At 67.0% G+C, this 25,038-nt stretch carries 27 protein-coding genes and 2 pseudogenes; 22 read left to right on the top strand and 7 right to left on the bottom strand.

Going from position 1 to position 25,038, the window contains the following annotated elements; translation table 11 throughout:
• The gene (locus AB0E56_RS18410; RefSeq protein WP_359801397.1) at positions 1 to 510 is read left to right on the top strand and encodes a helix-turn-helix domain-containing protein; all 510 of its coding nucleotides are present in this window, start codon (positions 1 to 3) and stop codon (positions 508 to 510) included.
• 104 nt (positions 511 to 614) lie between these two features.
• Here AB0E56_RS18410 and AB0E56_RS18405 read toward each other — a convergent pair whose 3' ends face one another.
• Positions 615 to 1,187: a hypothetical protein gene (locus AB0E56_RS18405; protein ID WP_359801395.1), complete on the bottom strand. Its 573-nt coding sequence runs from the start codon at positions 1,185 to 1,187 to the stop codon at positions 615 to 617.
• A 64-nt stretch (positions 1,188 to 1,251) separates the two neighbouring features.
• Here AB0E56_RS18405 and AB0E56_RS18400 point away from each other — a divergent pair, with 64 nt between their 5' ends.
• Positions 1,252 to 2,181 carry a hypothetical protein gene (locus AB0E56_RS18400; RefSeq protein ID WP_359801394.1) on the top strand — a complete coding sequence of 310 codons (930 nt, stop codon included), beginning with the start codon at positions 1,252 to 1,254 and terminating at the stop codon, positions 2,179 to 2,181.
• Positions 2,182 to 2,196: 15 nt separating this feature from the next.
• On the opposite strand, the gene AB0E56_RS18395 is transcribed toward AB0E56_RS18400, so the two are convergent.
• Together AB0E56_RS18395 and AB0E56_RS18390 are read right to left on the bottom strand one after the other, a co-directional pair.
• Positions 2,197 to 3,066: a DNA-processing protein DprA gene (locus AB0E56_RS18395; protein WP_359801392.1), complete on the bottom strand. Its 870-nt coding sequence runs from the start codon at positions 3,064 to 3,066 to the stop codon at positions 2,197 to 2,199.
• Complete coding sequence (locus tag AB0E56_RS18390) at positions 3,063 to 3,869, bottom strand: hypothetical protein (protein ID WP_359801390.1); 807 nt, start codon at positions 3,867 to 3,869, stop codon at positions 3,063 to 3,065. The genes AB0E56_RS18395 and AB0E56_RS18390 overlap by 4 nt, the downstream gene beginning before the upstream one ends.
• 588 nt (positions 3,870 to 4,457) lie before the next feature.
• Between AB0E56_RS18390 and AB0E56_RS18385 the strand changes: the two genes are divergently transcribed.
• From AB0E56_RS18385 to AB0E56_RS18315, 15 genes and pseudogenes are all read left to right on the top strand, one after another.
• Entirely contained in the window at positions 4,458 to 4,604 is a 147-nt protein-coding gene (locus AB0E56_RS18385; protein ID WP_359801388.1) for a hypothetical protein, read from the top strand.
• Positions 4,601 to 5,413, top strand: coding sequence for a bifunctional DNA primase/polymerase (locus tag AB0E56_RS18380; protein ID WP_359801385.1), 813 nt, complete (start codon positions 4,601 to 4,603; stop codon positions 5,411 to 5,413). The genes AB0E56_RS18385 and AB0E56_RS18380 overlap by 4 nt, the downstream gene beginning before the upstream one ends.
• Positions 5,400 to 6,791 carry a phage/plasmid primase, P4 family gene (locus AB0E56_RS18375; RefSeq protein ID WP_359801383.1) on the top strand — a complete coding sequence of 464 codons (1,392 nt, stop codon included), beginning with the start codon at positions 5,400 to 5,402 and terminating at the stop codon, positions 6,789 to 6,791. Before AB0E56_RS18380 ends, AB0E56_RS18375 begins: the two co-directional genes overlap by 14 nt.
• A 181-nt stretch (positions 6,792 to 6,972) precedes the next feature.
• Positions 6,973 to 7,236 carry a hypothetical protein gene (locus tag AB0E56_RS18370; RefSeq protein WP_359801380.1) on the top strand — a complete coding sequence of 88 codons (264 nt, stop codon included), beginning with the start codon at positions 6,973 to 6,975 and terminating at the stop codon, positions 7,234 to 7,236.
• Between the two features lie 187 nt (positions 7,237 to 7,423).
• Complete coding sequence (locus tag AB0E56_RS18365; RefSeq protein ID WP_359801379.1) at positions 7,424 to 7,750, top strand: hypothetical protein; 327 nt, start codon at positions 7,424 to 7,426, stop codon at positions 7,748 to 7,750.
• Positions 7,747 to 8,121 carry a hypothetical protein gene (locus AB0E56_RS18360; protein WP_359801378.1) on the top strand — a complete coding sequence of 125 codons (375 nt, stop codon included), beginning with the start codon at positions 7,747 to 7,749 and terminating at the stop codon, positions 8,119 to 8,121. Before AB0E56_RS18365 ends, AB0E56_RS18360 begins: the two co-directional genes overlap by 4 nt.
• Before the next feature lie 97 nt (positions 8,122 to 8,218).
• Entirely contained in the window at positions 8,219 to 10,069 is a 1,851-nt protein-coding gene (locus AB0E56_RS18355; protein ID WP_359801376.1) for a tape measure protein, read from the top strand.
• A pseudogene (locus AB0E56_RS18350) lies at positions 10,069 to 10,416 on the top strand (WhiB family transcriptional regulator); the annotation flags it as partial. The gene AB0E56_RS18355 and the pseudogene AB0E56_RS18350, both read left to right, overlap by 1 nt.
• A gap of 201 nt (positions 10,417 to 10,617) precedes the next feature.
• Complete coding sequence (locus AB0E56_RS18345; protein ID WP_359801540.1) at positions 10,618 to 10,908, top strand: hypothetical protein; 291 nt, start codon at positions 10,618 to 10,620, stop codon at positions 10,906 to 10,908.
• On the top strand, positions 10,905 to 11,135 hold the full coding sequence (locus AB0E56_RS18340; protein WP_359801374.1) for a DUF4314 domain-containing protein: 231 nt from the start codon (positions 10,905 to 10,907) through the stop codon (positions 11,133 to 11,135). The genes AB0E56_RS18345 and AB0E56_RS18340 overlap by 4 nt, the downstream gene beginning before the upstream one ends.
• Before the next feature lie 156 nt (positions 11,136 to 11,291).
• Positions 11,292 to 11,522, top strand: coding sequence for a hypothetical protein (locus tag AB0E56_RS18335; protein ID WP_359801372.1), 231 nt, complete (start codon positions 11,292 to 11,294; stop codon positions 11,520 to 11,522).
• Positions 11,422 to 12,591: pseudogene (locus AB0E56_RS18330) on the top strand (recombinase family protein); the annotation flags it as partial. The gene AB0E56_RS18335 and the pseudogene AB0E56_RS18330, both read left to right, overlap by 101 nt.
• An 844-nt stretch (positions 12,592 to 13,435) precedes the next feature.
• On the top strand, positions 13,436 to 13,837 hold the full coding sequence (locus tag AB0E56_RS18325; RefSeq protein WP_359801371.1) for a TadE/TadG family type IV pilus assembly protein: 402 nt from the start codon (positions 13,436 to 13,438) through the stop codon (positions 13,835 to 13,837).
• A complete protein-coding gene (locus tag AB0E56_RS18320; RefSeq protein WP_359801369.1) occupies positions 13,830 to 14,261 on the top strand; it encodes a TadE family protein in 432 nt (143 codons plus the stop codon). The genes AB0E56_RS18325 and AB0E56_RS18320 overlap by 8 nt, the downstream gene beginning before the upstream one ends.
• Positions 14,262 to 14,314: 53 nt before the next feature.
• The gene (locus AB0E56_RS18315; protein WP_359801368.1) at positions 14,315 to 14,698 is read left to right on the top strand and encodes a hypothetical protein; all 384 of its coding nucleotides are present in this window, start codon (positions 14,315 to 14,317) and stop codon (positions 14,696 to 14,698) included.
• A gap of 39 nt (positions 14,699 to 14,737) precedes the next feature.
• Here the strand turns inward: AB0E56_RS18315 and AB0E56_RS18310 are convergent, their stop codons facing one another.
• A complete protein-coding gene (locus tag AB0E56_RS18310; protein WP_359801536.1) occupies positions 14,738 to 15,991 on the bottom strand; it encodes an MFS transporter in 1,254 nt (417 codons plus the stop codon).
• A 120-nt stretch (positions 15,992 to 16,111) separates the two neighbouring features.
• On the opposite strand from AB0E56_RS18310, the gene prfB reads away from it, so the two are divergent.
• A complete protein-coding gene (gene prfB, locus AB0E56_RS18305) occupies positions 16,112 to 17,224 on the top strand; it encodes a peptide chain release factor 2 (protein WP_359801366.1) in 1,113 nt (370 codons plus the stop codon).
• Positions 17,225 to 17,281: 57 nt separating this feature from the next.
• Here the strand turns inward: prfB and AB0E56_RS18300 are convergent, their stop codons facing one another.
• Together AB0E56_RS18300 and AB0E56_RS18295 are read right to left on the bottom strand one after the other, a co-directional pair.
• Positions 17,282 to 18,289 (bottom strand): DUF2510 domain-containing protein, encoded by a 1,008-nt coding sequence (locus AB0E56_RS18300; protein ID WP_359801365.1) that lies wholly within the window; start codon positions 18,287 to 18,289, stop codon positions 17,282 to 17,284.
• 25 nt (positions 18,290 to 18,314) lie between these two features.
• Positions 18,315 to 19,265, bottom strand: coding sequence for a DUF2510 domain-containing protein (locus AB0E56_RS18295; protein ID WP_359801363.1), 951 nt, complete (start codon positions 19,263 to 19,265; stop codon positions 18,315 to 18,317).
• Between the two features lie 184 nt (positions 19,266 to 19,449).
• On the opposite strand from AB0E56_RS18295, the gene ftsE reads away from it, so the two are divergent.
• From ftsE to smpB, 3 genes are all read left to right on the top strand, one after another.
• On the top strand, positions 19,450 to 20,553 hold the full coding sequence (ftsE, locus tag AB0E56_RS18290; protein WP_359801361.1) for a cell division ATP-binding protein FtsE: 1,104 nt from the start codon (positions 19,450 to 19,452) through the stop codon (positions 20,551 to 20,553).
• Positions 20,550 to 21,464 carry a permease-like cell division protein FtsX gene (ftsX, locus tag AB0E56_RS18285; RefSeq protein ID WP_359801359.1) on the top strand — a complete coding sequence of 305 codons (915 nt, stop codon included), beginning with the start codon at positions 20,550 to 20,552 and terminating at the stop codon, positions 21,462 to 21,464. The genes ftsE and ftsX overlap by 4 nt, the downstream gene beginning before the upstream one ends.
• Positions 21,465 to 21,527: 63 nt before the next feature.
• Entirely contained in the window at positions 21,528 to 22,004 is a 477-nt protein-coding gene (gene smpB / locus AB0E56_RS18280; protein WP_183150427.1) for an SsrA-binding protein SmpB, read from the top strand.
• 10 nt (positions 22,005 to 22,014) lie between these two features.
• Here smpB and AB0E56_RS18275 read toward each other — a convergent pair whose 3' ends face one another.
• The gene (locus AB0E56_RS18275) at positions 22,015 to 23,880 is read right to left on the bottom strand and encodes a prolyl oligopeptidase family serine peptidase (RefSeq protein ID WP_359801357.1); all 1,866 of its coding nucleotides are present in this window, start codon (positions 23,878 to 23,880) and stop codon (positions 22,015 to 22,017) included.
• Between the two features lie 189 nt (positions 23,881 to 24,069).
• Here AB0E56_RS18275 and AB0E56_RS18270 point away from each other — a divergent pair, with 189 nt between their 5' ends.
• Positions 24,070 to 25,017 carry a methylenetetrahydrofolate reductase gene (locus tag AB0E56_RS18270; protein WP_359801356.1) on the top strand — a complete coding sequence of 316 codons (948 nt, stop codon included), beginning with the start codon at positions 24,070 to 24,072 and terminating at the stop codon, positions 25,015 to 25,017.
• The last annotated feature ends 21 nt before the right edge of the window (positions 25,018 to 25,038 follow it).

The following is a 25,038-nucleotide window of genomic DNA, read 5'->3' as shown; positions in this document are numbered from 1 at the left end:
GTGTCCGCGCGTCAGTCGGGGGTGCGGACGCCACCGGAGGTGGAGGCGGAGATCGTGCGCCTGGTCCGCGATGGGCTGACGCGCGGTCAGGTCGCGAAGGCTGTGGGCGTCCACCCCGCGACGGTCTCTCGGGTTGTCCGTGATACTGAGGGGCTGGAGTTCGCCCGCACGGGCTCCAGTTCCTCGGGCACCCCGGCAGCTATGGCGAAGGCTCGGGGAGTGCAGAGCGAGTACGCGCGGAACCGACGAGCGGCACTGTCCGATCGGATCCTGGATGCCACGGAGAAGACCCTCGATCTGCTGGAGAATACGACGGCTCCTCGGGAGCGGCAGTTCCTCTCCCAGGCGCTCCGCAATCACACGGCGGCATACGCAGACCTGACGGCGCAGGACGCGAAGGCGGCTCCGGACCTCACCGCGGTCGTTTCCCTCTTTGACCGATTCATGACTGGGGCCGAAGCGGTTGTCGCGGCAGCTGGTCCCGCACGCCCCGGTCTCATCCAGGACTGACGCTCCGCGCCTCTCACTTGAATCGAGAAGGCCCGGCACCCCTCGGAGGGCGTCGGGCCTTCTCGATGTCCAGGAAGACCCCACCGGAGGCCGGGGAGAACCGCTCAGTGCTCCTCTGCGAGTTGCCGGGCTTCTTCCTCTTCCTTAGCCTTGGCCTGGAGCTTGCGCGACTCGACCAGTATGAAACCAAGCTGCCGCGCGCACTCGTCCGCCGAGTCCTCGCCCCGGGCATATCGGTGGAGCTGTCCGGACACTCGACCTGCAGTTCGTACCACGGCGATATCGCTGGGGCCGAAGTCTTTGAGCACGTTCGCGATCATCCGGTCGGCGGGCTGCCCGAGGACGTATACATCGGAGATTCGGTCGAGTGCGGCTGCTTGGTACTTCGACTTTTCCCACCCTGGGACGGCAACGTAGCTACTCAGCGCCCCGCATATGGCCAACCACCGACGGGCTGCCTCGGCCTTCTCGGTTCGGTCGAGCTCAGCCTGGCGCGCTGCATGAGCGAACTCCCGCTCCGACTCACGATCCAGCCGATCCTGCTCTCGTTCCTGCTTGCGGTCCTCCCGCTCGCGTCGCCGCAGGTCCAGAGAGAATAGCCACGCTGCAAACGCGCCGATGACAGCGCCGCCGAGGGCTCCCCACATCGTGGCCCAAAAGGTGTCCCAGAACTCCATGTCCGTACCTTAGCGATATGGTTCACGTGGGGGCGTCGACTGCCCCTCGACCGGCGCGCGCCGCGTGAACAACGAAGAAGTTGGGGAGTTTTGTATGCGTGTTACCAAGACCTTCAGTATCGCTAATCCGGTGCCGTTCGTGGACGTGCATGTCCATCGGGATAATCTGCTGTTCCTGGACCCGAGCGCGATTCGAAACGGTAAGGGTAAGTACGCGACTGCGGCGAACAGCGCCCTCGTCGCCTTCTTCGGCGAAGTGCTGAGGCTTCGGCTTTCAACTGCCTCAGGCGACCATGTGAAGGGTCAGGAGTTGCTCGGACACCTTCATGAGCCTAATGAAACCCGTCTCGGGATGAGCGTCAAGAGCAAGTTTGGAAGAGCGTTCGGAGACGAGGAATCGAAGGACCTTTGGGATCTACTCGATAAGAGCCACGAGGCCAGGATCGCAGTCTTGACGCGGCTCGAACACCTGAGGCTGTTCGCAGACGGAGTCGGATATGACCTGATTTCTGATGCGACCACACGGATCGTGTTTCACGTCCTCGCGGATTTCACAGCAGACATGATGAACACCTACCCCAGCCTCGCTGCGGGAGCTGCGACGGACGAGTACGACCTCTTCGACCCTGCATCCTTGACGTGGAAGAAGCGCAACCTCACACTTCCGGTCGCGGACGGGCGGCCGTTGCTGCTCGTGCCCAAGGAATGGGTCTACTGGCGACTGTTGATGGACGTCTCCCCGTTCTACAACCGATACGCGACTGAGACTCTTCAGATCGAGCAAACGGTGATCGGATCCGATGGGAAGGCCCGCAAGCCTTCCAAGAAGAAGCTCAACGAGAGTAATCCCGATAAGCGAGAGCTGAACCGTAAGCAGGCAACCAAGTACAAGGAGCAGGACAATCGCAACCTTGTTGATGAGTATCAGCAGGAAGTTGACTCCGACTTCGCTCCTCTGACGGATGACGACATCCGAAATCGCACTGAACTCTGAGGGTCTCAGAGGTTCTTAGAACAACGGGGGCGCGTCAATCGGGGCTACCGAGGAATGCACCTCATCGAGGGCGTCGCTGAGTTCGTTAGTGGTGCGGATCGCCTTCGCGCCCTTGTTGATCAGGATGCGGTTACCCATCGGAGTGTCCTCGCCGAAGTCCACGGCGAGGACTGGCCGACCAAGTTGGATCGCGCCCTCGCCAGCAGCCAGGGTGCCGCCCTTCTCCCCAGCTTCAATGACCACGAGCGCCTTCGATAGACCGAAGATGATGCCATTGCGTGCCATAGCGGCGTGAGCTTGCCATGTCTGGCTCGGGGGGAACTGGGATACGACGAGAGTGCGATCCCAGTTGAAGTCGTCGGCGAAGTTCTTCTTCACTCGGAAGTAGTTGAACCCCTCGGCGAGCACGATCACAGTGCTGCCCCCGTTCCGTAGAGCGGCGAGGTGAGTTGCCGTGTCCACACCGGCGGCGTACCCAGAAACGACAGACATGCCCTTGTTAGTAACCAATTCACCGCATCGCCCTGCGGCTTCAAGCCCCTTGGCGCTCACGTGACGGGAGCCGCACATACCGACTCCATCCGTGTAGAGCAGGTCTTTGTTGCCTCGGTAGAACAGGATGGGGGCGATGGGTTTGTCGTTCTTCACGAGGATTTTCGGGAAGTCCTCGGCGCGGAAGATCACAGCGTTAATGCCAGCGCGCTGCATCTCGTCGGCCTTGGCCTCTACCTCCACTCGCGCCGATTCCGAGAGACCGGCGAGAGCCTCTTCGAGAACGTCGAGACCCCCAGCCCGTAATGCGCGGGTGATCTGACCGGGCGTGCGCAACTCCGCGAACCCGGCGAGAGCGAGTTCGAGCGTGTGCACGGAATTCAACAGTGTCACCACCTAATAGTCCTCGCGACGGTTAGCGACAGGGCCCTGTCGGCTCCGGCACGCTTGGCGGCGGCAGCAGCGCCGCTCGCGCTGCCGCCAGTGTGGTACACGTCGTCCAGCACGATGACATCGCCAGTGAGCTGCCCTTCCACGGTGAACACGTCAGTGAGGTCCTGCGGCGTCTCCTTCTGCTGCGGCCGAGGTCCGGGGGAGGAGGTCTCCACGAAGGGGATACCGACCTTCGTGGCGACCTCGCGAGCCAGTATCTCGCCGAAGCTCTGGCCGTCAGCCTTGTGGCCCGGTGCCGTGACAATCGCGGTTGCGTTGGCGTACAGGGGATGATGCTGGATCACATTGACGAGCGCGTCGATCATGAGGCGGCGCGAGTTGCGCGAGTTGCTCCATGTCGGTTCGCTCGCGTGCTTGGTCGTCCAGATCCAGTACCCGGCCGGAGTCCGTTCAAGCTCATCTTGATCGTTCGGCCGGTTGTACATGTCGAGGGTAATCGCGACGTCCACGTAGTCCGGCGCAGGAATGCTGAGCACCGAAGATAAGTTCTGCATGGTGGTTTCGAGGGAGTCGGGTGCCCCGTCTCGGAACAGGAAGCCATGTGTGTAATCGTCTGCGACGTGTTCGGCGAGCGCTCGTGACTCGCACGAGCTGCCAAAGATCATCTGTATTTGGTCGGCGATCCAATCCGGGCAATCGACTACGAGCGCCGTGCCCCGTCGCACGTCCGTGATGCGGTACTTCGCAATCTTGTCGCCGCGCCGTTCCCAGTGCAGCCCCTTCCAGATGATGTCTTGACTCATCTCGTCCCCTTTGCGCCTTAGCCGAACGATACACGCGACCGCGGACATCGTCGTGGGGCGCTCCGGTTTCGACGGTTCATGGGCGTCCCTGCTGCAAGTGGCCGTCGACGTGTCTTCAAGGAAATCCCAGTCCAGCGAAATAAAATGGACTCGGAGTCACTGTGGTGGACGTGAGACACCCGCCGCGAACCCTGTTGTGAGACCCCCGTCCTAGAGGGCGGGGGTCTTGCTGTATCCCGAGCGATACGCGACACGCCGACGAGTACCCCACTCATTTTCCGCCGGGTACTCGGCTGATAAAATTGGATGCGAAGACGGCGCTCAGCGCCAACAAACGAGAAAGAGAACTCACCTCCAGGCGTAGGTGAGGGCGAAGGGACCCGGCACCGTAGACCGGCAGCGAAGCACCAGAAGGTGCCGTAGCTAGACGCCAGGACCTTAGGGGTTCTGACTCTTGTCTCGTTCAACATTTCATTCTGACGTCTCATCTGACTGGGACGCTCGCCCATTGCCTACGGAGGACGTAGCTCGCTTCCTGCAGCTGCTGTTCGCTCCCGCCGTTGACGCACCCGCAGGGGGCGATCCGCGATGACGCTGCTGCATCTCTCGCCCGAGTCGCGAGAAGCGCTCCATGACCACGTGTTCTACGGATCGGTCACCGTTGCACTGGTAGTCCTCGGGTCGGCCGCGAGCGTCGTCCTCGGCTTCCTCATCCAGGCAGGGGCACTCCGATGAACTACCTGGAGATCGCCCTCGCCAACGCCTCCAACGGATACCCGACTTTCCCGGTCCGTCTCGACAAGCGGCCGCTCTGGGGCTTCACCGACTGGGAAAACCTCGCAAGCACGTCGCCCACAGTCATCCTCAAGTGGTGGGAGCGGCACCCGGCCGCGATCCCCGCCGTCACGCCCGGCCGAATCGACAAGACCGTGGTCGACGTGGACCGCAAGCCCGGCAAGCCAGACGGCTGGGAGTCGCTCATCGACCGTCGCGTCCATGTGCCGCCGACGACCTTCCGAGGTGCGTCGGTCTCGGGGCTCGGATTGCACCTCTGGTTCCGCGATCTCAGCACCTCGATCAACGGGCTCCTGCCCGGTGTCGACCGTAAGAGCCGAGGCGGGTACGTCGTCACGCCCTACCTGCTTCCGCCCGTGTCGCAGATCAAGGTACGAGTACCTCTCGCGTTGCAAGGCGGCAAGGTCCGCGAAGGTGCGACTGGGATGCCCTATTCCGGTGGTGTCGTCGCTTGGTTCGGTGATCACTCCGGCCTCACGCCGTCCCATGCAGTGCAGCGGGTCGTCCGCCGATTCACCGGGGCAAAGGCCGAGACCTTCGCCGGTCATGAGCTGCTGCTGGAAGTGCAGACCCACCTGGTTCTGCTCGGCGTGGAAGGCCACGGCGGCGTCCCCGAGGCACTAGACCGCCTCGCGACCATCTGGGCCGACACCCCACACACGTCCGCGGAAAACCCCGTCGCGGAATGGAACAACGCCCTCGCCGGGGCAATCGAGAAGTCCGGAGGGGCAAAGCATGGCAACCACTGACGCCGACATCGCACGAGCGCTCGCGCAGGCATGGGCGGACGAATACGCGAACACAGAGTCGGGGTGGCTCCGGCAGGAGAACGGGATCTGGCGACCGCTCCCGCGCGAGTCGCTGCTCGCCGCCGTATCGGACTGGATCTGCTCCAACGTGCAGTCTCCCGACCCGCGAGAGATCCACATGCTCCGGTCCGCGAAGAAGGCCCAGGCAGTCCTGTCGCTGCTGTCCGGGAGGCTCACCATCCCGATCGCCGCATTTGACGCCGATCCGTTCGTGCTCAATTGCCCTAACGGGGTTGTGGACCTGCGAACGGGCAAACTCCGTCCGCATCGGCCCGTCGACAGGTTCACCCGTTGTGCCGGGGTCGAGTATCACCCCGAGGTAGACCGTTCGAAGTGGGATCGCGCGCTGGAAGCAGTGCCTGAGGACACGCGGAGTTGGCTCCAGCTGTCGTTCGGTGTGGCCCTGTTCGGGAAGCAGTCAGACAACGCCCGCGTGGTGATCCTGAACGGCGGCGGGCAGAACGCCAAGACGACCATCGCCTACGGGGTCCGGAAGGCGATGGGCACATACGGGATGAGGCTCGATCCCGAGGCAATCAGCTCCAGCGCTCGAACGAATCCCGAGTACCACATGGCCGACCTCAAAGGGGCACGGTTCCTCCTCGCCGAGGAGCTGGAAGACAAGATGCTCAACGAGTCGGTGCTTAAGCGGATCACGGACTCCGGAGAGGCCAAGGGCCGGCACCCAGCCGGTCGGCCGTTCTCGTTCACGCTGACTCACGACCTGTTCATCTCCACAAATTCCTCGCTTCGGCTCCGGAACGTCAACCGTGGAACCGTCCGCCGGTTCGCCGAGGTACCGTTCCCGTTCACCTTCAAAGACCAGCCGGTCGCGGAGAACGAGCGCAAGCGCGACCCGTCGATTAAGGCATGGTTCGAAACCGCTCGCGAGGAAGTGCTCGCGTGGCTCGTCGAGGGAGCGGTGCAGGCCCACAAGAAGCCGCAGTTGCTGGACGAATCCCACCTGCCAACGTCGGTGAAGGTCACCACGGATCAGTGGGTGAACAGCCAGAACATCGCGCAGGAGTTCGTGACGCTGAGGCTGATCCGCGACGAAGGGCACTACATCGGAAACCGCGAGCTGCTGTCCGCCTACAACGAGTTCCGGCAGCAGCAGGGCCACCGCCTGGACGTGACCGTCACGACGATGCTCGGTGACCTCCGGGAAACCGTGATCGCCGACCTGGTGCCGAAGGGGGCTCAGCCCATGCGAGGTTCACGGTCGGGCGGTCGTGACCGTGTGGTGCTGGGTCTGCGACTCCGGCAGGCCAACGAGCGCGTGAACGAGCGCCTCGGCGACCAGATCGGAGAGTTCTGATGAACGCCGCATATCACCCCGTGCACACTGCACAGCCGACGGGGCAAGGGGTTTCTAACTCTCCCAAGTTGGGAGCTCTAGAGAAATCCCCCCGCGAGAAGTGTGCAGTGTGCACGCCCTCCCCAGCGGCAACAACCTTCTCATCTCTTCCCAACCTTTCGCGCGCGATGGAGGCGCTCTCATGAATGACAAGAAAATCAAGCCCGCCGTCCCGCAGTTCAAGATTCCGTCCTGGCTCCTCGCGCATGTCTCGGAGGTCAGGGCGTGGGGTCCTGTCGCGGGTGAGGCGACGACATGCTGGGTCGAGGGGTGCGAGCGCTCGCCGCATCTGCATGGTCTGTGCCGCCGCCACTACTTCCGTGCTGCAGAGACCTGGAAGCGTCCTCGCGTGCGCAACACGCAGCCGGAACGACCGTCCCGGCTCGAAACCAGTGGAGGCGAGTGATGTCGAAGCGTAAGCGCACCCCGACCGTGTGGGCCTTCACAGCCGCACTGATCGTCGCCTGGCTGGCATTCATCTTGACCGCAGTCCTGCATCACAACTAGACCCCCGGCGGCTGGAAGCGTCCCGCCCGGACGTCCGCGCCAGCCGCCGGGCTCGACAACAACAACAACGACCCGAGGAGGTCACCATGAACGAAGCAATCACCGAACATGTCGCAAAGCTCAGGGAGTGGGGCGAGTACCGCGACCGGTACCCCGTCCTCAAGGTGCCCTATGCGGAGCGCACGCTCGATCAGCACCTCCAAGAACGCAGCATCAACGACCTCTACTGGCGGCGGATCATGCTCCTTGGCGTTCATGACTTGTACGCGCGGGTGCTCGCGGTCGCGGCACGTCTTGGGGTTCAGCCCGAGGACATCCCCGGCGCGGAGGTTCTTACGTATCTCGACCGGTTCGTCCTGGAGTTCTACCACGACACCCACCGCGAGCGTTACCCGCTCGGGGGTGCTCAATGAGTCTCGATCCGTTCGAGCCGGTGCCGGTCGGCGATGACGCCCCGGCACTGGCTCCCGGCCAGGAGTGGGTGATCCCTGCCGGTCGCCCACTCGACCGGCTCGTCGTCCAAAGCATCCCCGACGACGCACCGGCCGTCGTGCGGGAGGGGCTAGCGCGCCGTCGCATCCAGGCGATCGAGGGGGAGTGTCCGTGTGGTGGCCCGATGGTCTGGGCCGACCAGCTCGACGATGACCAGCTGGCCAAGATACGCGCCCTCGGTCTGCTCGACGGCCACATGGTGCACGGCGTCCACTTCGGTGACTGCCCGGGCGGCGACCGGGTGCTGGTGCCCGCTCTCGCCGACTGGCACGCGGAGCATGACGCCGGGTAAATCCCGGCCGCACCCGACGTGGTGCGTTGTGCGGCGAAATCGGGGCGGGTTGGATCGCCCGCGATCCGCACTGGCAGCAACGAACTCTGGAGATCTCATGGCAATGGACATCGGGACGCTGGTCGCGAAGCTCAAGGTGGACGACGGCGACTTCGACAAGAAGACCGACAGCTGGTCCACCAAGGGCGCGGCGATCGGCTCCGCCTTCGGCAACCTCGCCGCTGACGCAATCGGTCAGGCGGCGGACATGCTCGCCGATTTCGTCGGTGATGCGGTCGCAGCGTCGGACGCGACCGACAAGTTCAAGCAGACCCTGGAGTTCGGCGGTCTCAGCACGGCCAAGATTGACGCCCTGACCAAGAGCACCCAGGCGTACGCCGACACCACGACCTACTCACTCGGCGACATCCAGTCCATCACCGCCACTCTGGCCGCGAACGGCGTCAAGGACTACGACACCCTCGCGATGAGTCTCGGCAACCTGAACGCTGCAGCGGGAGGCAGCTCGGAGACCTTCGGCCGTGTGGGGTCGGTCCTGACCCAGACGGCCGGTCAGGGCAAGCTGACCACCGAGAACTGGAATCAGCTCACGGATGCCATTCCGGGAGCCTCGGGGAAGTTGATGGATGCCCTGCTCCAAGCCGGTGCCTATACCGGCAACTTCCGGGAGGCGATGGAGAAGGGCGAAATCACCGCCGAGGAGTTCAACGCCGCGATTACTCAGCTGGGCACCGAGCCGATCGCCGTGGAGGCCGCGAAGTCCACCGAGACCTTCGAGGGGTCGGCGGGCAACCTCGCCGCCACGATCCAGGGGAAGCTGGTCGCCGCCCTCGATCTGGTCAAGGGGCCGATCACCGAGGTCACGAACTTCCTGGCCGACCTTATCGCCAACTCCAACGTGTTCATCCCGATCGTCGCCGGTCTCGGGGCGGTCATCTTGGCCGCACTCGCACCGGCGATCTGGGCGGCGGTCGTGGCGACGGCCGCGTGGACCGTGGCGCTGCTCGCCAACCCGATCACCTGGATTGTGTTGGCTATCGGGGCGCTCGTCGCGGCGATCGTCTGGCTGATCATGAACTGGGACACGGCCGTCGCCTGGATCTCCGAGGTCTGGGGCGGCTTCCTCTCGTGGGTCACCGGAGTGGTCGAGGGCTTCGTCGCCTGGTGGAATTCGATCTGGGCAGCGGTGGGTCAGTGGATCTCCGACGTCTGGAATGGCTTCATCGGGTGGATCCAGGGCGTGTGGTCGGGCTTCGTCGGTTGGCTGATGGGGATCGTCAACGGCATCGCTTCGTGGTGGAACGGACTGTGGTCCGCGATCGGCAACTTCATCCAGGCGGTGTGGTCGGGGTTCGTCGCCTATGTGCGAGGCATCTTCCAGGGGTGGGTCTCCTGGATCATGGGTGCGCTGAATGGCTTCATCGGTTTCTGGTCGGGCATCTGGAACAACGTGAAGAACACTGCGGTGGCTATTTGGAATGGCACGATCGCGTGGTTCCAGTCGATCCCGGACAAGATCATGGCGGTGTTCACCGGGGCGGCGACCTGGCTCTACAACATCGGCCGTGACGTTGTGCAGGGCCTGTGGAACGGCCTCAAGTCGATCTGGCAGTCGGTCTCGGCGTGGTTCCAGGACACGTTCGGCGGAATCGTCGACACCGTGGCGGGGATCTTCGGTATCGCCTCCCCGTCCCGGGTTTTCCGCGAGTTCGGTATCTACATCGGTGAGGGCCTGATCGACGGCCTGGACCGCATGTCGGGTCCGGTCGAGGATGCGTTCGCCGATACGTTCCGCGTGCCTGACCTGGGCGTGGTCGGTTCGGGTGGCGGCGGTGCCGTGGTGAACAACTACTCGAAGGAGATCACCTACGTGGCCGAGCCGAACGCCTCGTTCAGCGCTCAGGAGGAGTTCTTTGCCGCGATGGGCTCGCCGAGGGTTCGCGACTGATGGGCAGGCTTGCAGCAGGGATGTCCGTCCTGCTTCCGGCTGGCGCTTCTGTGACCTCGGAGGAGCTCGCCCCGCTCGGGCCCGTCCTGGCACCCGCGAGTTCGCGGGAGACCCCACCGGACCCCAGGGAGCTGTACTCCAGTCTGATCGAGCAGGTGCATGTCGCAGTCGATAACGGCGCGAATGTGCCGTGTGTCGGATCGGATGCGGGGGAGTGGACTTCTGACGATCCTGCGGACCAGGAGCGCGCAGCTGACCGCTGCTGGGACTGCCCGCTCGTGTTCCAGTGTCGCGCCTACGCGATCGAGGCGGGCGAGCGGGCGGGGGTCTGGGGCGGCTTCGCGCCGGAGCTGGAACGCGCGCAGAATCGCCGAGCGTATCGACCGAGCGAAGAGGCGAAGCAGCGCGCGAAGGAACGGAGGCGTGCCCTCCGTGCTGCTCGGAAAGCTGAGGCGGAGGAGGGGAATTGTGCGGACGCATATGCGTACATTTTGATGGAAGGTGGGGCAGATAAAGCCCAGATCAAACCAGAGATTGGATACCCCACCATGAGTGCCAGAGCCACCGCCACCGAGATCCCCGTCAACACCTGCGCCTGTGGCAACTGCCACGAGCAGGTCGGACCCAAGGCTATCTACAGGCCCGGACATGATGCCGCCCACGTGAGCTACCTGCTCCAGGCGCTCGTGAACTCGTACGCGGACGGGCAACCCGTCACCAAGGCGGTCATCAACGGCCTCGCGAAGGAGCTCCCGAGCGAGCCGCTCCGCGCCAAGTTCCACCGTGCCGCCGCCCGCCTCGTCGCCAAGCACGAGGCCAACGCCAGGGAAACCAAGTGACCCAGCCTGGCGACCACATCGCCTTCGTCAGCACCACCGACGAGTACACCCGCCTCCGTGCGGGTGATACCGGCGTGGTGACCTCGGTCGACGACCTCGGGACGGTGCATGTTGCCTGGGATCCGGACGGCCACGTCCTTGGGCTCGTCCCTGGCATCGACGTGTGGCGACCGCTGCATCCACGTTGGGACGGCGAGCACGCCCCCATGACCGGAGGTGCGAAGTGAGCGCCGTTGTCACCAAGGTCTGTCGTCGGTGCGATCGGAACCTGCCCGTTGGCGCGTTCTCTCGGGTCCGGTCGGACCGGCCGTGGCTTCGATCGAAGTGCAAGGACTGTGAAGCCGCGCGGAAGCGCAACAGCCGAAAGGAGGCACGCCGTGGCGATGCCTGAGCGCCTAACCCTGGACGAGTTCATCGTGGCCACGATGGTCTCCCAAGGACCCGTGGACCCCGGCCAGACGATCCGGAACCTCCGAGAGCTCCGGATGCACCTGTCCCGGGCGGCGGAACTACATGACCCCGACCTCACCCTGGACGACGAGATCCCGCTCGCTCAGGCACTCTCGATCACCCACGACGCGAACGACCTCGAAAGGCTCCGCCATGACCGCTAAGCGCGCCGCCTACTACGCTCGGGTCAGCACCGACCTCCAGATCGACAACACGTCGCTCCCGGAGCAGCGCGAGATCTGCGAAGCAGCGATCAGGGTCCGGGGCTGGGAACTCGTCGGGGCCTACGTCGACGAGGGCCTGTCGGGCACGGACGCGAACCGTCCGCAGTGGCGGCAGATGCTCCAGGATGCTCGCGACGGCAAGATCGACGCGATCGTGGTGTCCAAGCTCGACCGATTCGCCCGCAAGGCAGGTGACGCGATCCGGGAGACCGACCGCTTCGCCGAGATGGGCGTCGACCTGGTGCTGGTCAAAGAGCAGATCGACATGAGTACTCCGCAGGGCAAGATGATGCGGACTGTCATGGCGGGGTTCGCGGAGATGGAACGTGACACCATCGTCGCGCGCACTGCCGCAGGTCAGCGAGCCAAGGGGCGCGCTGGCGGCTGGGCGGGTTCGAAGCCGCCGTTCGGTTGGAAGCTCGAAGGGCTCAAGCGGGAAGCGCGTCCCGTACCGGACGAGCGCGAACGCGAGGTGCTGCGCGCTATACACCGCCTGTTCGTCAAGGAGCGGCTGTCGACTGCTGAGGTTGCCGAGCGGCTCAACCAGATGGGGATGCACCCGCGCCAGGCGGCGCAGTGGCAGTACCAGACCGTCCGCCAGACCGCCACGAACCCCTCGCTGTGGACGGGCGAGACGGAGTGGGGTTCGGCCACCACTGGCAACTATCGACCTCACCGCAAGGTCACCAAGATGAACCGCGACGGGACCCCGAAGTACGGCGACACCGTGAAGGTGCCACTCGGTGACCCGGTTTTCACCCGGCAGGAGTGGCTGGCCCTACAGCGGGCGGTCAACCGCAAGGCATCGATCACGCCCTCAGCACCCCAGCGGCAGATGCTCACCGGTCGTCTGTTCGGCCCGTGCGACATGGACAAGCACTACGACGGCGTGACCACGAAGTCTCGTCCGAACCCGTACTACGTGTGCTCGGGGCGGCGGTATCGGTCGAAGGAGCAGCCGCGCTGCTCGTGCCCGCAGATCAAGGGACCAGCGATCGACGAGCCCGTATGGGCGGAGATCGCGGCGATGCTGGCCGACCCTGAGCGTCTGGAGCGTCTGGCGCGGCAGTGGCTCGAACTGGACGACTCCGCCGACCTGACCGACGAGGCTCCGATGATTGCGGCCCTGCGCAAGCAGGAGGCGACCTTGGAGCGGGCGATGGGCCGCGCGAAGGATCTGTACCTCATGGCCGATGACCCCGAGGAGCACCGGCAGACGATGGAGCGCCTTCGCAGCGAGCTTGCGGACGTCCGGGAGCGACTGGAGGGGCTTGCCTCGATGCGGGCCGTGCGGGGCGAACAGGCCCAGCGAATCACGGATGTGGCGGCGCTCGCGGAGCGTGCCCGTGGCCGTCTGGAGAACGCGTCAGCGGCGATGCGACGTGAGGTCGTGGAACTGCTCGACGTGCGGGTGATCGTGTCGGACATCGTGCAGGGACGACCCCAGGCGATCACCATTCACGGAGTGCTCGACCCGTCGATGTTCCTGCCCGCCGACACCGCAGAACGCAAGCCAACGGAAGCGGCACGCTCCTCCCGCTCGTCTTCCTCATCCTCCCGTTGTCGGTGCTGTTCGCCGTGTACCCGGGACTGTTCATCCTCCGGCTCGGCATCGGCTGAACCCCACGAAAGGACGACCATGACATCACGATCTCTTGCCACCTGGAAGACCCTTCGATCCCTGGCGGCCGCGCGCCTTCGCGCTCTGTTCCACGACGAGGACGGGGACGTTCCGGGCTGGGTGCTCGTCACACTCATGACAGCGGGGCTGGTGGTGCTGATCTGGGCCGTCGCGGGCCCTGCGCTGACCTCGCTGTTCGAGCAGGCGATCCAGCGGGTCTCGGGGCTCTGAGGTGCGCAGGGAGCGCCGTTTCGTCGACGATCGCGGTTCCAGCGCGGTGGAGTTCCTCCTGGTCGGAACGCTCCTCACGGCGTTGACGCTCGCGGTCCTTCAACTCGCCCTCGCGGTGTACGTGCGCAACGTCGTGCACGACGCCGCAGCGGAAGGGGCGTATCACGCGGCGCTCGCTGACACCAGCGAAGAAGAAGGGGTCGAGCGCACGAGAGACGTGATCACGCGTGCTGTCGGTGCGAGCTATGCGGAGGACATCCGCATCGCCACCTCCGGCCCCGAGCGGCAGGCGACGGTCGATGTGCAAGTGCGCTCGACGTTTCCGTTGATCGGCCTGATCGGGATCCCGTTCGCGATGGAGGTGGAGGCGCATGCACCCGTCGAGGCGTTCGGGGATGGATGACGACGGGTCGGCCGCACTCGAGTTCATCGCGGTCGGTGTGATCCTCCTGGTGCCGCTGATCTATCTCGTCATCGCGCTGGGGACCATCCAGGAGCAGACGCTGGGAGCGGAAGCGGCCGCGCGGCATGTGGCGCGCGCGGTCGCGCAGGCTCCGGACGCGGCTGCAGCCGCCGCGTATGGCGACTCGGTGCTCGCGGGAGTCGTCGACGAGTACGGTCTCGACCCCGATGCGGTCGACCTGTCGTTCTCGTGCACTCCCGCGGGCGTCGCGTGCCCGTCACCAGGAGCGGTGTTGACCGTGGAGGTCGACACGCGGGTGCGACTTCCTCTCGTACCCGACCTGTTCGGGCTCGCGCGTTCGGCTGCCGTGCCTGTTCACGCCGAGGCGGTGCAGAAGGTGTCGCGGCTGTGGGGTGCGCGATGAGGGCGAGCAGGACCTGCCTTCCGCGGGGTGCCGCGCATGACGAGGGGAGCGTGATGCTGTTGACACTCGGGTATGTCGTGCTCGCCCTGGCGGTGATCTTCGTCTGCGTCTGCGCGACCGACCTCTACATCGAGCAGAAGCGGTTGGATGCGCTCGCCGACGCCGCCGCGCTCGCCGGAGCCGACGGCTTCACGGTCGTGGTGGACGGCGCCGATCACGCCAGGGCGCAGCTCACGGACGACGGTGTCGAGGAACAGGCATCCGCGCTCCTGGACGAGGTCCCGGGGGAGGCCGCCCTCGTGACGGCGCGCACGCCGGACGGGGTCTCGGCACGCGTCACGGTCGCCGTGGAGTGGCATCCACCGCTGCTCTCCTCGTTCGTCCCGGACGGGGTGTACCTCGAGTCCACGGCGACGAGTCGCACCGTGCTGCGGTGACGCGCGATCAGTCGATGGGTGTCGCTCGCGCGCTGCGCGTCAGGGGGACTCCTCCGCAACCGGGGCGTCGTCCGGCCGCTGCCGCGGGACGAACCGCGGGATCCATCGCAGGAATCCCGCTGCGCCGACGAGCCCGATCACGCCCATCGCCGCAGCGGCGAAGGGGAGTGCGGCGATCGCGGTGATCGCCGACACGAGGAGGGGAGCGACAGCACCGCCGGCATCCGTCAGGGTCCGCCACGATCCGAGGAACGCCGCGGGTTCACGCTTCGGGGCGACGTCCGCGCCGAGCGTCAGGAGGATCCCGCTGGAGAGGCCATTCCCCACGCCCAGGACCGCGGCGAACATGCCGAACCACAGCACCGCGGCGTCGAGATCGTGTGTGAGCGACAGGGCGAGGAATCCTGCGCCCATGAGCACCATCGCGGGCATCGCCGCCCAGAGCCTGCCGAAACGGTCCATCACCTGGCCGCTCGCATAGAAGAGGGCGAAGTCGATGGCGCCGGAGACGCCGACGACGAGGGCGATGGTCGAGGCGTCCAACCCCAGTGACAGTCCCCACAGCGGAAGCACCACCTGCCGCGCAGAGCGGACGGCGGACAGCGACGCGGCGGCGAGTCCGAGGCGCCCCAGCACCGCGCGCTGGCGCCACATGGTCTGGAAGATCCCGACGCGTTCGACCGTGGGGATCGACCCGCTGACGGCCTCGCCCGAGTCCTCCAGGTAGCGCTCGTGGGTGGTCGACGCGACAGGGGGGATCGTCTTCTCCGGGTCGGGACCGAACAGGACCAGCACGACCATGACCACGAGGCAACCCAGGAAGAACCAGATCGCCGCATTCTCGCTGCCGAAGAGCTGCAGGAGTCCCGCGGCGACGAAAGGCCCGATGAAGATGCCGAGCCGGAAGCTCCCGCCGAGCAGCGAGAGCGAGCGCGCCCGGAATGCGACCGGCACCCGGGTGGTCATGAAAGCGTGCCGTGCGAGTCCGAAAGCCGCCGCGCATATTCCGAGGAGGAAGACCGCGGCCGCCAGCACCGCGAGCGACGGCGCGAACACCATCCCGACGCCGGCGACGATCGCGACCACACCGGCGATCACCATCGTGAGCCGTTCGCCGATCCTGCCCACCGCCCATCCGGCCGGCAGGTTGCCGCACAGCTGGCCGATGACGAGCGCTGACGCCACGAGCGCGGCGAACGCCACGTCGGCGCCCATGGATGCGGCGATGACGGGGATGAGGGGGATGACGGCGCCCTCGCCGAGTGCGAAGAGGATCGTCGGCAGGTACACCATGGGTCCGAACTGCCGGAGGACCGTCGATGCACTGCTCACACCTTCACGCTACTCCCGCTGATCACGAGTCCCGGACGACGGGTCCCCGCGTAGGCAGGCGGCACGTTAGGCTGAGGTGTCATGCTCGAACTAGATCTCTCCGCCGAAATCCAGGCGCTCAGGCACACCTTCGGCGACATCAGCGAGGTCGTCGATGTCTCCCGTCTCCGCGACGACATCGCGCGTCTCAGTGAGGAGGCCGGTGCCCCCGACCTCTGGGACGACACCGAGAACGCGCAGAAGGTGACCAGCGCGCTCAGCCACCGTCAGTCCGAGCTCGCCCGCATCACCGGCATCGCTCAGCGTCTCGACGACCTCGAAGTCCTCGTCGGCCTCGCCAACGAGATGGGTGACGAGGAGTCCGCTCAGGAGGCGCGCACCGAGCTCGCCGCGCTGACCGACCAGATCAACCAGCTCGAGGTGCAGACCCTCCTCGACGGCGAATACGACGAGCGGAGCGCGATCATCACGATCCGCTCCGGCGCGGGCGGCGACGACGCCACCGACTTCGCCGAGATGCTCATGCGGATGTACCTGCGCTGGGCGGAGCGGCACAAGTATCCGGTCAAGGTCATGGACACGTCCTACGCGGAAGGCGCGGGGATCAAGTCAGCGACCTTCGAGATCGACGCCCCCTATGCGTTCGGCACGATCTCGGTCGAGGCGGGCACGCACCGCCTCGCCCGCATCAGCCCGTTCGGGTCGGCCGACAAGAGGCAGACGTCGTTCGCCGCCGTCGAGGTGATCCCGCTCATGGAGGAGGCGACCGAGGTCGACATCCCCGAGAGCGACATCCGCGTCGACGTCTTCCGCTCCTCCGGCCCCGGCGGGCAGTCCGTCAACACGACAGACTCCGCCGTCCGCCTCACGCACCTCCCGACCGGCATCGTCGTGTCGATGCAGAACGAGAAGTCGCAGATCCAGAACCGCGCCGCCGCGATGCGCGTGCTGCAGACCCGTCTCCTGCTGCTGCAGAAGGAGCAGGAGGCCGCGAAGAAGAAGGAGCTGGCGGGGAACATCACCGCGAGCTGGGGCGACCAGATGCGCTCGTACTTCCTCTACGGCCAGCAACTCGTGAAGGATCTCCGAACGGGCCAGGAGTCGGGAAACCCCGCCGCTGTGTTCGACGGCGACCTCGACGACTTCATCTCGGCCGGCATCCGCTGGCGCAAGCGCAGGGACGACGACGACTGATCGCACGAGACGGGCCCCTGATCGATCAGGGGCCCGTTCCGTGTCTGCGGACGTCGCTCAGTAGCCGGCGTTCCGGAGAGTGCCGGTGACGTCGTCGTAGCTGAAGAGGATGCACTGCACGGTGCGGTCGTCAGCGCGCGTCCAGGACCCCTTCGTGGGCTGATACGTGTAGAAGTCGATCGTCGAATCGTCGTAGGGGATGCCGACGTAATCGTCGAACTGCGCGAGGCACCCGTCCCACGCGGTCTCGCCGAGGGCATCGTCGCCCGGGAACGCGCCGTCCTCCACCTCGAAGATGAAGTAGACCTCGTCGGTGTGCGGGCGATCACAGGAGACGACCGGCAGCTCATAGATCTGCTCCACGTCCTCGTACTCGACGAAGGGGAGACAGTCACCCACCTCGAGCTCCGCGAAGGGCACCATCTCCGCGCCCTCGATCGACTCGGGATCCTGTGGGGCATCGGCCTCAGGGCGCTCGCTCGGAGCCGTGAGCGGAGGGGTGTCGTCCGTCGGCACGGGGGGAGCGGCCACCACCAGCGTGATGAGCGACACCGCGACGGCGAGCATCGCGCCGACGGCGCCGATCACGAGCCCCGTGATCCCCGGCCACTTCCGCCCGCGCAGGAACAGAGACACGATCGAGAGCACGATCCCGACGACCAGGATCGCCCAGCCGACCACGGCGATCACGGGGATGCACGCGCACACGACGCCGACCACCACGACGGCCAGACCGATCACGCCGAGCACCGACACCCCGGCGGCGGGCTGCGGCGTGGGCGATGCGCTCCCGGGGACGACCGGTGAGCCTGCCGCCGGTGGGTAGCCATGGACGCCGGCGCCGGGCATGGTGCCCGGAGCGTCGGTCGACCGCGACGGCAGCGTGTACGGCGGCGCGAAGCCGTCCGCCGGGGGCGACGCTGCCGGGGAAACGGTCGAGTCGGACGGCGCGGTTCCGGGCGCTGCCGGAGGCACCGCAGTCCGCACGTGCGCGGTCCACCGGGTGCCGTCCCACCAGCGCAGACTGCCTGAGCCGTCGTCGTACCATCCGGCGGGTGTGGTCATGCGCTCGTCCTGCTCGAGTGTCGGATCAGGGGACGAAGCACGCCGTGAGTGCCTCGGTGTCTCCGAGGACCTCGGCGAACCCGTATGCGGCATCGACGTCCGTGAGGGTTCCATCGCTCTCGGCGATCGCGCGCAGAGCATCGTTGTCGAGCTCGGATGCGACGAGGAGGTCGGCGAGGCAGGTGATCTGCTCCTCGGTGTAGATGTCGGTGTCTTCGGCGGCAAGGATCGCCGCCAGGCCGACGGCCACCTCGGCCGAGGTCGGGCGCACGCCCTGGTCGGTGCCGTCGGCGTCGCCCGTGTCGCTCGGCTCGGTGGCCTCGACGGAGGGCGAGGAGCTGGGAAGGTCGTCGATCTCGTTGCTCACGCCCTGCGCCACGGCGAAGAGGAACACGAACGACACGATGACGCCGATGATCGTGCCGACGACCGAGAGGGCGAGCCCGGTGATCCCGGGCCACTTCTTGCCCTTGAGGAACAGCGAGATCAGGGAGACGATGAAGCCGGCGGCGAGAAGGAAGAAACCGACGACGCCGATCACGGGGATGAACACCAGGATCGTTCCGAGCGCGGCGAGCCCGAGCCCGACGAGTCCCAGGACCGAGACCTTCACCGGGGCGTCAGGCCCGGTCGGTCCGGCCGGCGCAGTGCCCGGGTAGCCGTTGGCAGCCCCCGTGTAGGCGCCGGGGTAACCCGGGGCGACGCCCTGGGGCTGAGCTGCAGGGTCCGTTGGCGAGGCCGCGGGGGGCGCGTACGCGCCGAAGTCGTCTCCGAGCGGGGTGGTCGCTGCGGTCGCGGACTCCTCGGAAGGACGGATCACGGTGTCTTCGACGGTCGGCGTCTCCGGCGCGGCCGCTGACGTCTGGTCGGCGGGCGCTGCGGCGTCCGGTGCGAAGTGCTCGGTCCACTGCTGGCCGTCCCACCACCGCTGGCGTCCGGAGCCGTCGTCGTACCAACCTGCAGGTGTCGTGGTCATGATTCCCCCGTCGAAGATGTCCGGCCGCACACTGGAGCGCCCGCACCTTCATGTATAGCAGTGGGATGTGACGCGGCAGGGGCCGCGCGTCGACGATCACGCGCGGCGGAATCCTCGACGCGGACGAGCCGTGCGGGGTGTCGCTCGCGGTCAGCCGGAGGGCCGCGCTTAGGCTCGAAGCGCCATGATTCGGTTCGAGAACGTCACGAAGCGCTACCGCGGGACGTCGAAGCCCGCCCTCTCCGGCGTCGACTTCGAGGTGCAGCGCGGGGAGTTCGTCTTCCTCGTCGGAGCGTCCGGCTCCGGCAAATCCTCCTGTCTGCGCCTCATCCTGCGTGAAGACGTGCCAACGTCGGGTCGCGTCGCCGTGCTCGGGCGGGACCTGCGCGCGCTGGCGAACCGCAAGGTGCCGTACTTCCGGCGCCACATCGGTTCGGTGTTCCAGGACTTCCGGCTGCTCCCGTCGAAGACCGTCTTCCAGAACGTCGCCTTCACGCTGCAGGTCACCGGTTCCTCTCGCGGCTTCATCCAGCAGGCGGTGCCCGAGGCCCTCGCCCTCGTGGGCCTCGACGGCAAGCAGAAGCGCATGCCGCACGAACTCTCGGGCGGCGAGCAGCAGCGCGTCGCGATCGCCCGCGCGCTGGTGAACCGTCCGCAGGTGCTCCTCGCCGACGAGCCGACCGGCAACCTCGACCCCGCGACCTCCGTCGACATCATGCAGCTGCTCGCGCGCATCAACGCGGGAGGGACGACGGTGTTGATGGCGACCCACGAGGCAGGCTTCGTCGACCAGATGCAGCGTCGCGTGATCGAGCTGCGCGACGGCGAGATGGTGCGCGACGAGGTGCACGGCGGGTACGGAGACACCTCCAACATCCCGCGGCTCGTGCCGGAGGAGGTGCGCGGGGCCGCTGCAGCAGCCGCCCTCACCGCCGTGCAGGAGGTGCAGCGCCAGACCGCCGATCTCTCGGTCGTCCGCGCCGCCCTCGCCGAGGAACTCAGTCTGCAGCGCAAGGCCGCCGCGGCCGGTGAGCGCGAGACCGACGACCCGGGCACCGCGCCGACTCCCGCTCCTGCGCAGACCGTCGAGCCGCCGGAGCAGCCGACGGCGCCAGACGGCGCCTCACCCGCGAACGTCGTGGAACCGCCCGAGGCGACCCCTCCGGCTGTGATCCGGCCTCGCACCCACCCCATCACGCTGCCGACCGTCGACGTCGCAGAACTGGGGGTCGCGGACCGCCTCGGCCTCTCCGACGAAGACGACGAGGAAGTGGGCCCGACCTCATGAGATTCGGTCTCATCCTGACCGAGGCCCTCGGCGGGCTCCGGCGCAACATCTCGATGGTGATCTCGGTCATCCTCGTCACCTTCGTGTCGCTGACGTTCGTCGGCGCGGCGATCCTGATGCAGGCGCAGATCGGTGTGATGCGCGGCTACTGGGCGGAGCGCGCGCAGGTCGCCGTGTACATGTGCTCATCGGTGTCCGAATCCGACACGTGCATCGACGGCGCGGCCAGCGAGGAACAGGTCGCCGCCGTCCGCGCACAGCTCGAAGGCGATGCCCTCGCGCCCCTCATCAGCTCCATGACCTTCGACACGAAGGAGGAGACGTACGCCAAGCTCGTCGCCCAGCTCGGCGAGGACCAGGCGAGCGTGCTCACCCCGGATCAGGCGTTCGAGGTGTTCTTCGTCACGATGAAGGACCCCGGTCAGTCGCAGGTGCTCGCGGAGGCCTTCAGCGGGCAGGCGGGTGTCGAGCAGGTCAAAGACCAGCTGCAATACCTCGAGCCCCTGTTCTCGGCGCTCACGGTGGCGACGTACATCGCCGTCGGCATCGCGGTGCTCATGCTCATCGCTGCGACACTGCTCATCGGCACGACCATCCGATTGTCGGCGTATGCGAGACGCAAGGAGATCGGCATCATGCGGCTCGTCGGCGCGTCGAACCGCTTCATCCAGACGCCGTTCGTCCTCGAGGGCGTGTTCGCCGCGTTCCTCGGATCGGCACTCGCCAGCGCCGCGGTCGTGGCCGGCATGCACTTCGGGGTCGACGGCTACCTGAGAGGGCGGGTCCCGTTCATCACGACCTGGGTGACGATGCAGGATGCGGTCCTCGTCGTACCGGTGCTGATCGGGATCGGCATCGTGCTCGCCGCGCTGTCCGCCGGCTTCGCGATCCGGCGCTGGCTCCGCACCTGATAGCCTGAAAGGCTGCTCGACCGGAGAGATCGGCCGAGCTCATCACGGCAACAGGAGAGCATCATGCCCAGGGAACGCGGAGAGAAGGTCGTCGCGACCAATCGTCGCGCACGTCACGACTACACGATCGAGAAGTCGTACGAGGCGGGGATGGTGCTCACCGGCACCGAGGTCAAGTCGCTGCGCCAGGGCCGCGCGAACCTCAGTGACGGGTACGCGTTCGTCAAGGGCAACGAGGTCTTCCTCGACGCCGTGCACATCCCGGAGTACTCCCAGGGGCACTGGACGAACCACTCGGCCAAGCGCATCCGCAAGCTGCTGCTGCACCGCGAGGAGATCGCGAAGATCGCTCACGCCGTCTCCGCGGGGGGATACACGCTCATCCCGATGAAGCTCTACTTCTCCGACGGTCGCGCGAAGGTCGAGATCGCCCTCGCGAAGGGCAAGCGCGAGTACGACAAGCGGCAGACCCTGCGTGAGCGTCAGGACACCCGCGAGGCCGAGCGCGCCATGCGCCTGCGTAACCGCGTCGGGGAGTAGGTCGAGCGCGTCACAAGCGCGGTTCGAAGCCGAACACCCGTCCGAGGAAGGTCAGCTCACGTTCGAGCGCATCGATGATGTTCTCGGCGCTGCGGAAGCCGTGACCCTCGGTCGGGTACAGCACGTACTCGTGATCGATGCCACGGGCGACCAGGGCGTCGCGGATGGCCTCGGACTGCGTCGGCGGCACCACGCGGTCTTCTCCGCCCTGCAGCAGGAGCACCGGCACGGCGATCCGGTCGGCGTGGGTCAGCGGCGACCTCTCGATGTACACGTGCTCGTACGAGGGCAGCGGTCCGACCAGGCCGTCGAGGTACGACGCTTCGAAGTCGTGGGTCTCCGCCGCCAGCATCCGCAGGTCTGCCACGCCGTAGCGGCTCATCCCGGCCGCGAACGCCCCGCCGCGCACGAGGGCGGACAGCACGGTCCAGCCTCCGGCTGAGCCGCCGCGGATGGCGATGCGCGACGCGTCGGCGAGGCCCGCATCCGCGAGGCCGCGGGCGGCGGCGATCACGTCGTCGACGTCGACGACGCCCCACTGCCCGTCCAACCGCTCCCGGTAGTCGCGGCCGTATCCGGTCGAACCGCCGTAGTTGACGTCGAGCACCCCGATGCCGCGGCTCGTGTAGAAGGCGATGGCCGCCGAGGATGCGCCGGTGACGTGCGCAGTCGGTCCGCCGTGCACCAGCACGACGTACGGGGGCAGCTCGTCATCCGGCGCTTCCGCCCCCGGGTTCGCGGGTGGATAGGCGAAGGCATGCACGGTGCCGTGCGGTCCCTCGACCTCGATCGGCAGGGCGCGGGGCATCCAGTCCGGCTCGACGGGCTCGCCGCCGCGCACCGCGACGACCTCGCCCGAGTCGACGTCGACGCACCAGAGCCCGGGCGCCACGACGGAGCCGTTGCCGGAGAGGAGGACGCGCGTGCCGTCGACATCGTCCACGCTCACGTGGCCGTCAGCGGGAACATCGAGAGGGCGAGCCGCACCATCGGGGTCGATCACGACCACCGCGTCGCGGCCGTTCGTGCGGACGGCGACGACGCGTCCGTCGTCCAGCAGCTGGTACCAGCGGTTCCCGAGGACCCAGAGCCCGTAGCCGGTGTCTGCGTCGACAGCCGCGAACGGTTCGGGATCCGCCGCCGCTCCGTTCCCGTCGATCGTGACACGGTGCAGGGCCCAGCGCCCGGTCGGGTCGTCGGCGAACAGGAGCTCCGCATCCGTCCGCCATTCGGGCTGCAGTGCCGCGTGCGAGGCGATCGTGCGGGCTTCTCCTCGTGCGAGTTCCGCGACGCGCACACGGGCGGATTCCCACGGCATGCGGCCGCGATCCCATGCCACCCAGGCGACCCGCTCGCCGTCCGGGGACAGCGCGGGGTGGGCGAAGAACCCGTCGCCCTCGGAGACCACCCGGATCGCCGAGGCGTCTTCGGCGGCCGAGCCGTCGACCGGGATCTCGACGATCGCGCGGGTGTGCGGCTCCGTCGAGAGGTCTTCGCGCACGGCGAGGAGGCGGCCGCCCTGAAGGCGCAGACCGCCGTGCGAGGGGCCGGGAGGCGTGAGCGGAACCGGCTCGGCCCCCGGCGTGAGCCGCCACACGCGCTGGTCACCTGCATCCACGAAGTACAGGCCGCCGACGGCATCGCTGGTCCAGGCGCCGCCTCCGTACTCATGCACCCGGGATCGCGCGCTCCACGGAGCGGGCAGGATCTCCGCGCCGGACGAGCTGCGCACCGTGACCCTTCCCTTCTCTGACGGGACGGACTCGCCCCACCAGATCTCGGAACCGACGAAGCGGGCACCGTCGATCCGAGGGGAGGAGGCCGCGACGGACGCGGCGGAGAAGGGCGAGGACCAGGAACCGTACGGGGACGACATGCCTCGAGCCTATGCGGCGATGACACACGACGTCACACACGTGCAGGGACCGTCCGCCGTGTTCTAGGTTTCTGGAAACGCACCGGTTCGCCCCGGAGCGTGGAGCGACAGCCGAGCCCGGCACCCGCCCGCGAACGACGCCCTTGTGTCGTGCGCGGTCCCCGGCCCGCCTTGTCCCCAGGAGAGAAGATGTCTTCCGAGACTGAGACCTCAGGCATCCCTCGAGTGCCCTTCTCCTTCGAGCTCTACCCTCCGCGTTCGGAGTCGAGCGAGGAGGCGCTGCACGAGACCGTCCTGCGCCTCGCCGCAGCAGGACCCGACTTCCTGTCCGTCACCTACGGCGCCGGCGGCTCGACGGGCGGACGCTCGCTGGATGTGCTGCGCTTCATCAGGGAGCACACGGATGTCGAACCGCTCGCGCACCTGACCTGCGTCGGCAACACCTATGCGGGCGCGGCGACGCTCATCCGCGAGTTCCTGGACGCCGGCATCCTCAGCTTCCTCGCGCTGCGCGGCGACCCTCCCGTCGGCCAGACCGAGGGGTACCTCGGCGACCTGGAGAGCGCGGCTCAGCTCGTACAGCTGATCGACCGCGTGCAGGCGGAGCGGGCTCCCTACGAGGAGTCCCCGGTGCCGGGCTTCCCCCGTGCGGCGCGTGTCGATCCGCGGCGCAAGGTGAACATCGCGGTCGCCGCGTTCCCCAAGGGGCATCCGCGTGCGACGCACCGCACGCAGGATGTCGAGGCCCTCCTCGCCAAGCAGGCCGCGGGTGCGACCTTCGCGATCACGCAGCTCTTCTTCCACCCCGACGACTACCTCGCGTTCGTCGAGCGCGCTCGTGCCGCCGGGGTCACGATCCCGATCCTTCCCGGCATCATGCCGATCACCTCGCCCGCCCGGCTGAAGCGCGTGCTCGAGCTCACCGGAGAAGACCTCCCGAGCGAACTCGCGATCGCGCTCGACGTCGAGCCGACGGCGCCTGGCCGCCGCGAGATCGGGATCGAATGGGCCGCCCGGCTCGCCCGCGACGTCGTTGCCGGCGGCGCGCCCGGCGTGCACCTCTACGCGTTCAACCAGCACGAGACCGTCCTCACCGTCCTCGCAGAAGCCGGCATCCTCCCGGCTCTGCGCCACTGAGCCCCGCCGAAAGGAAAGACC

This window comes from Microbacterium sp. NPDC028030 (assembly GCF_040637855.1).
Taxonomy (GTDB): Bacteria; Actinomycetota; Actinomycetes; order Actinomycetales; family Microbacteriaceae; genus Microbacterium.
Note: the sequence above shows the minus strand (reverse complement) of the source record. Positions and strands in the feature narration are given on the sequence as shown.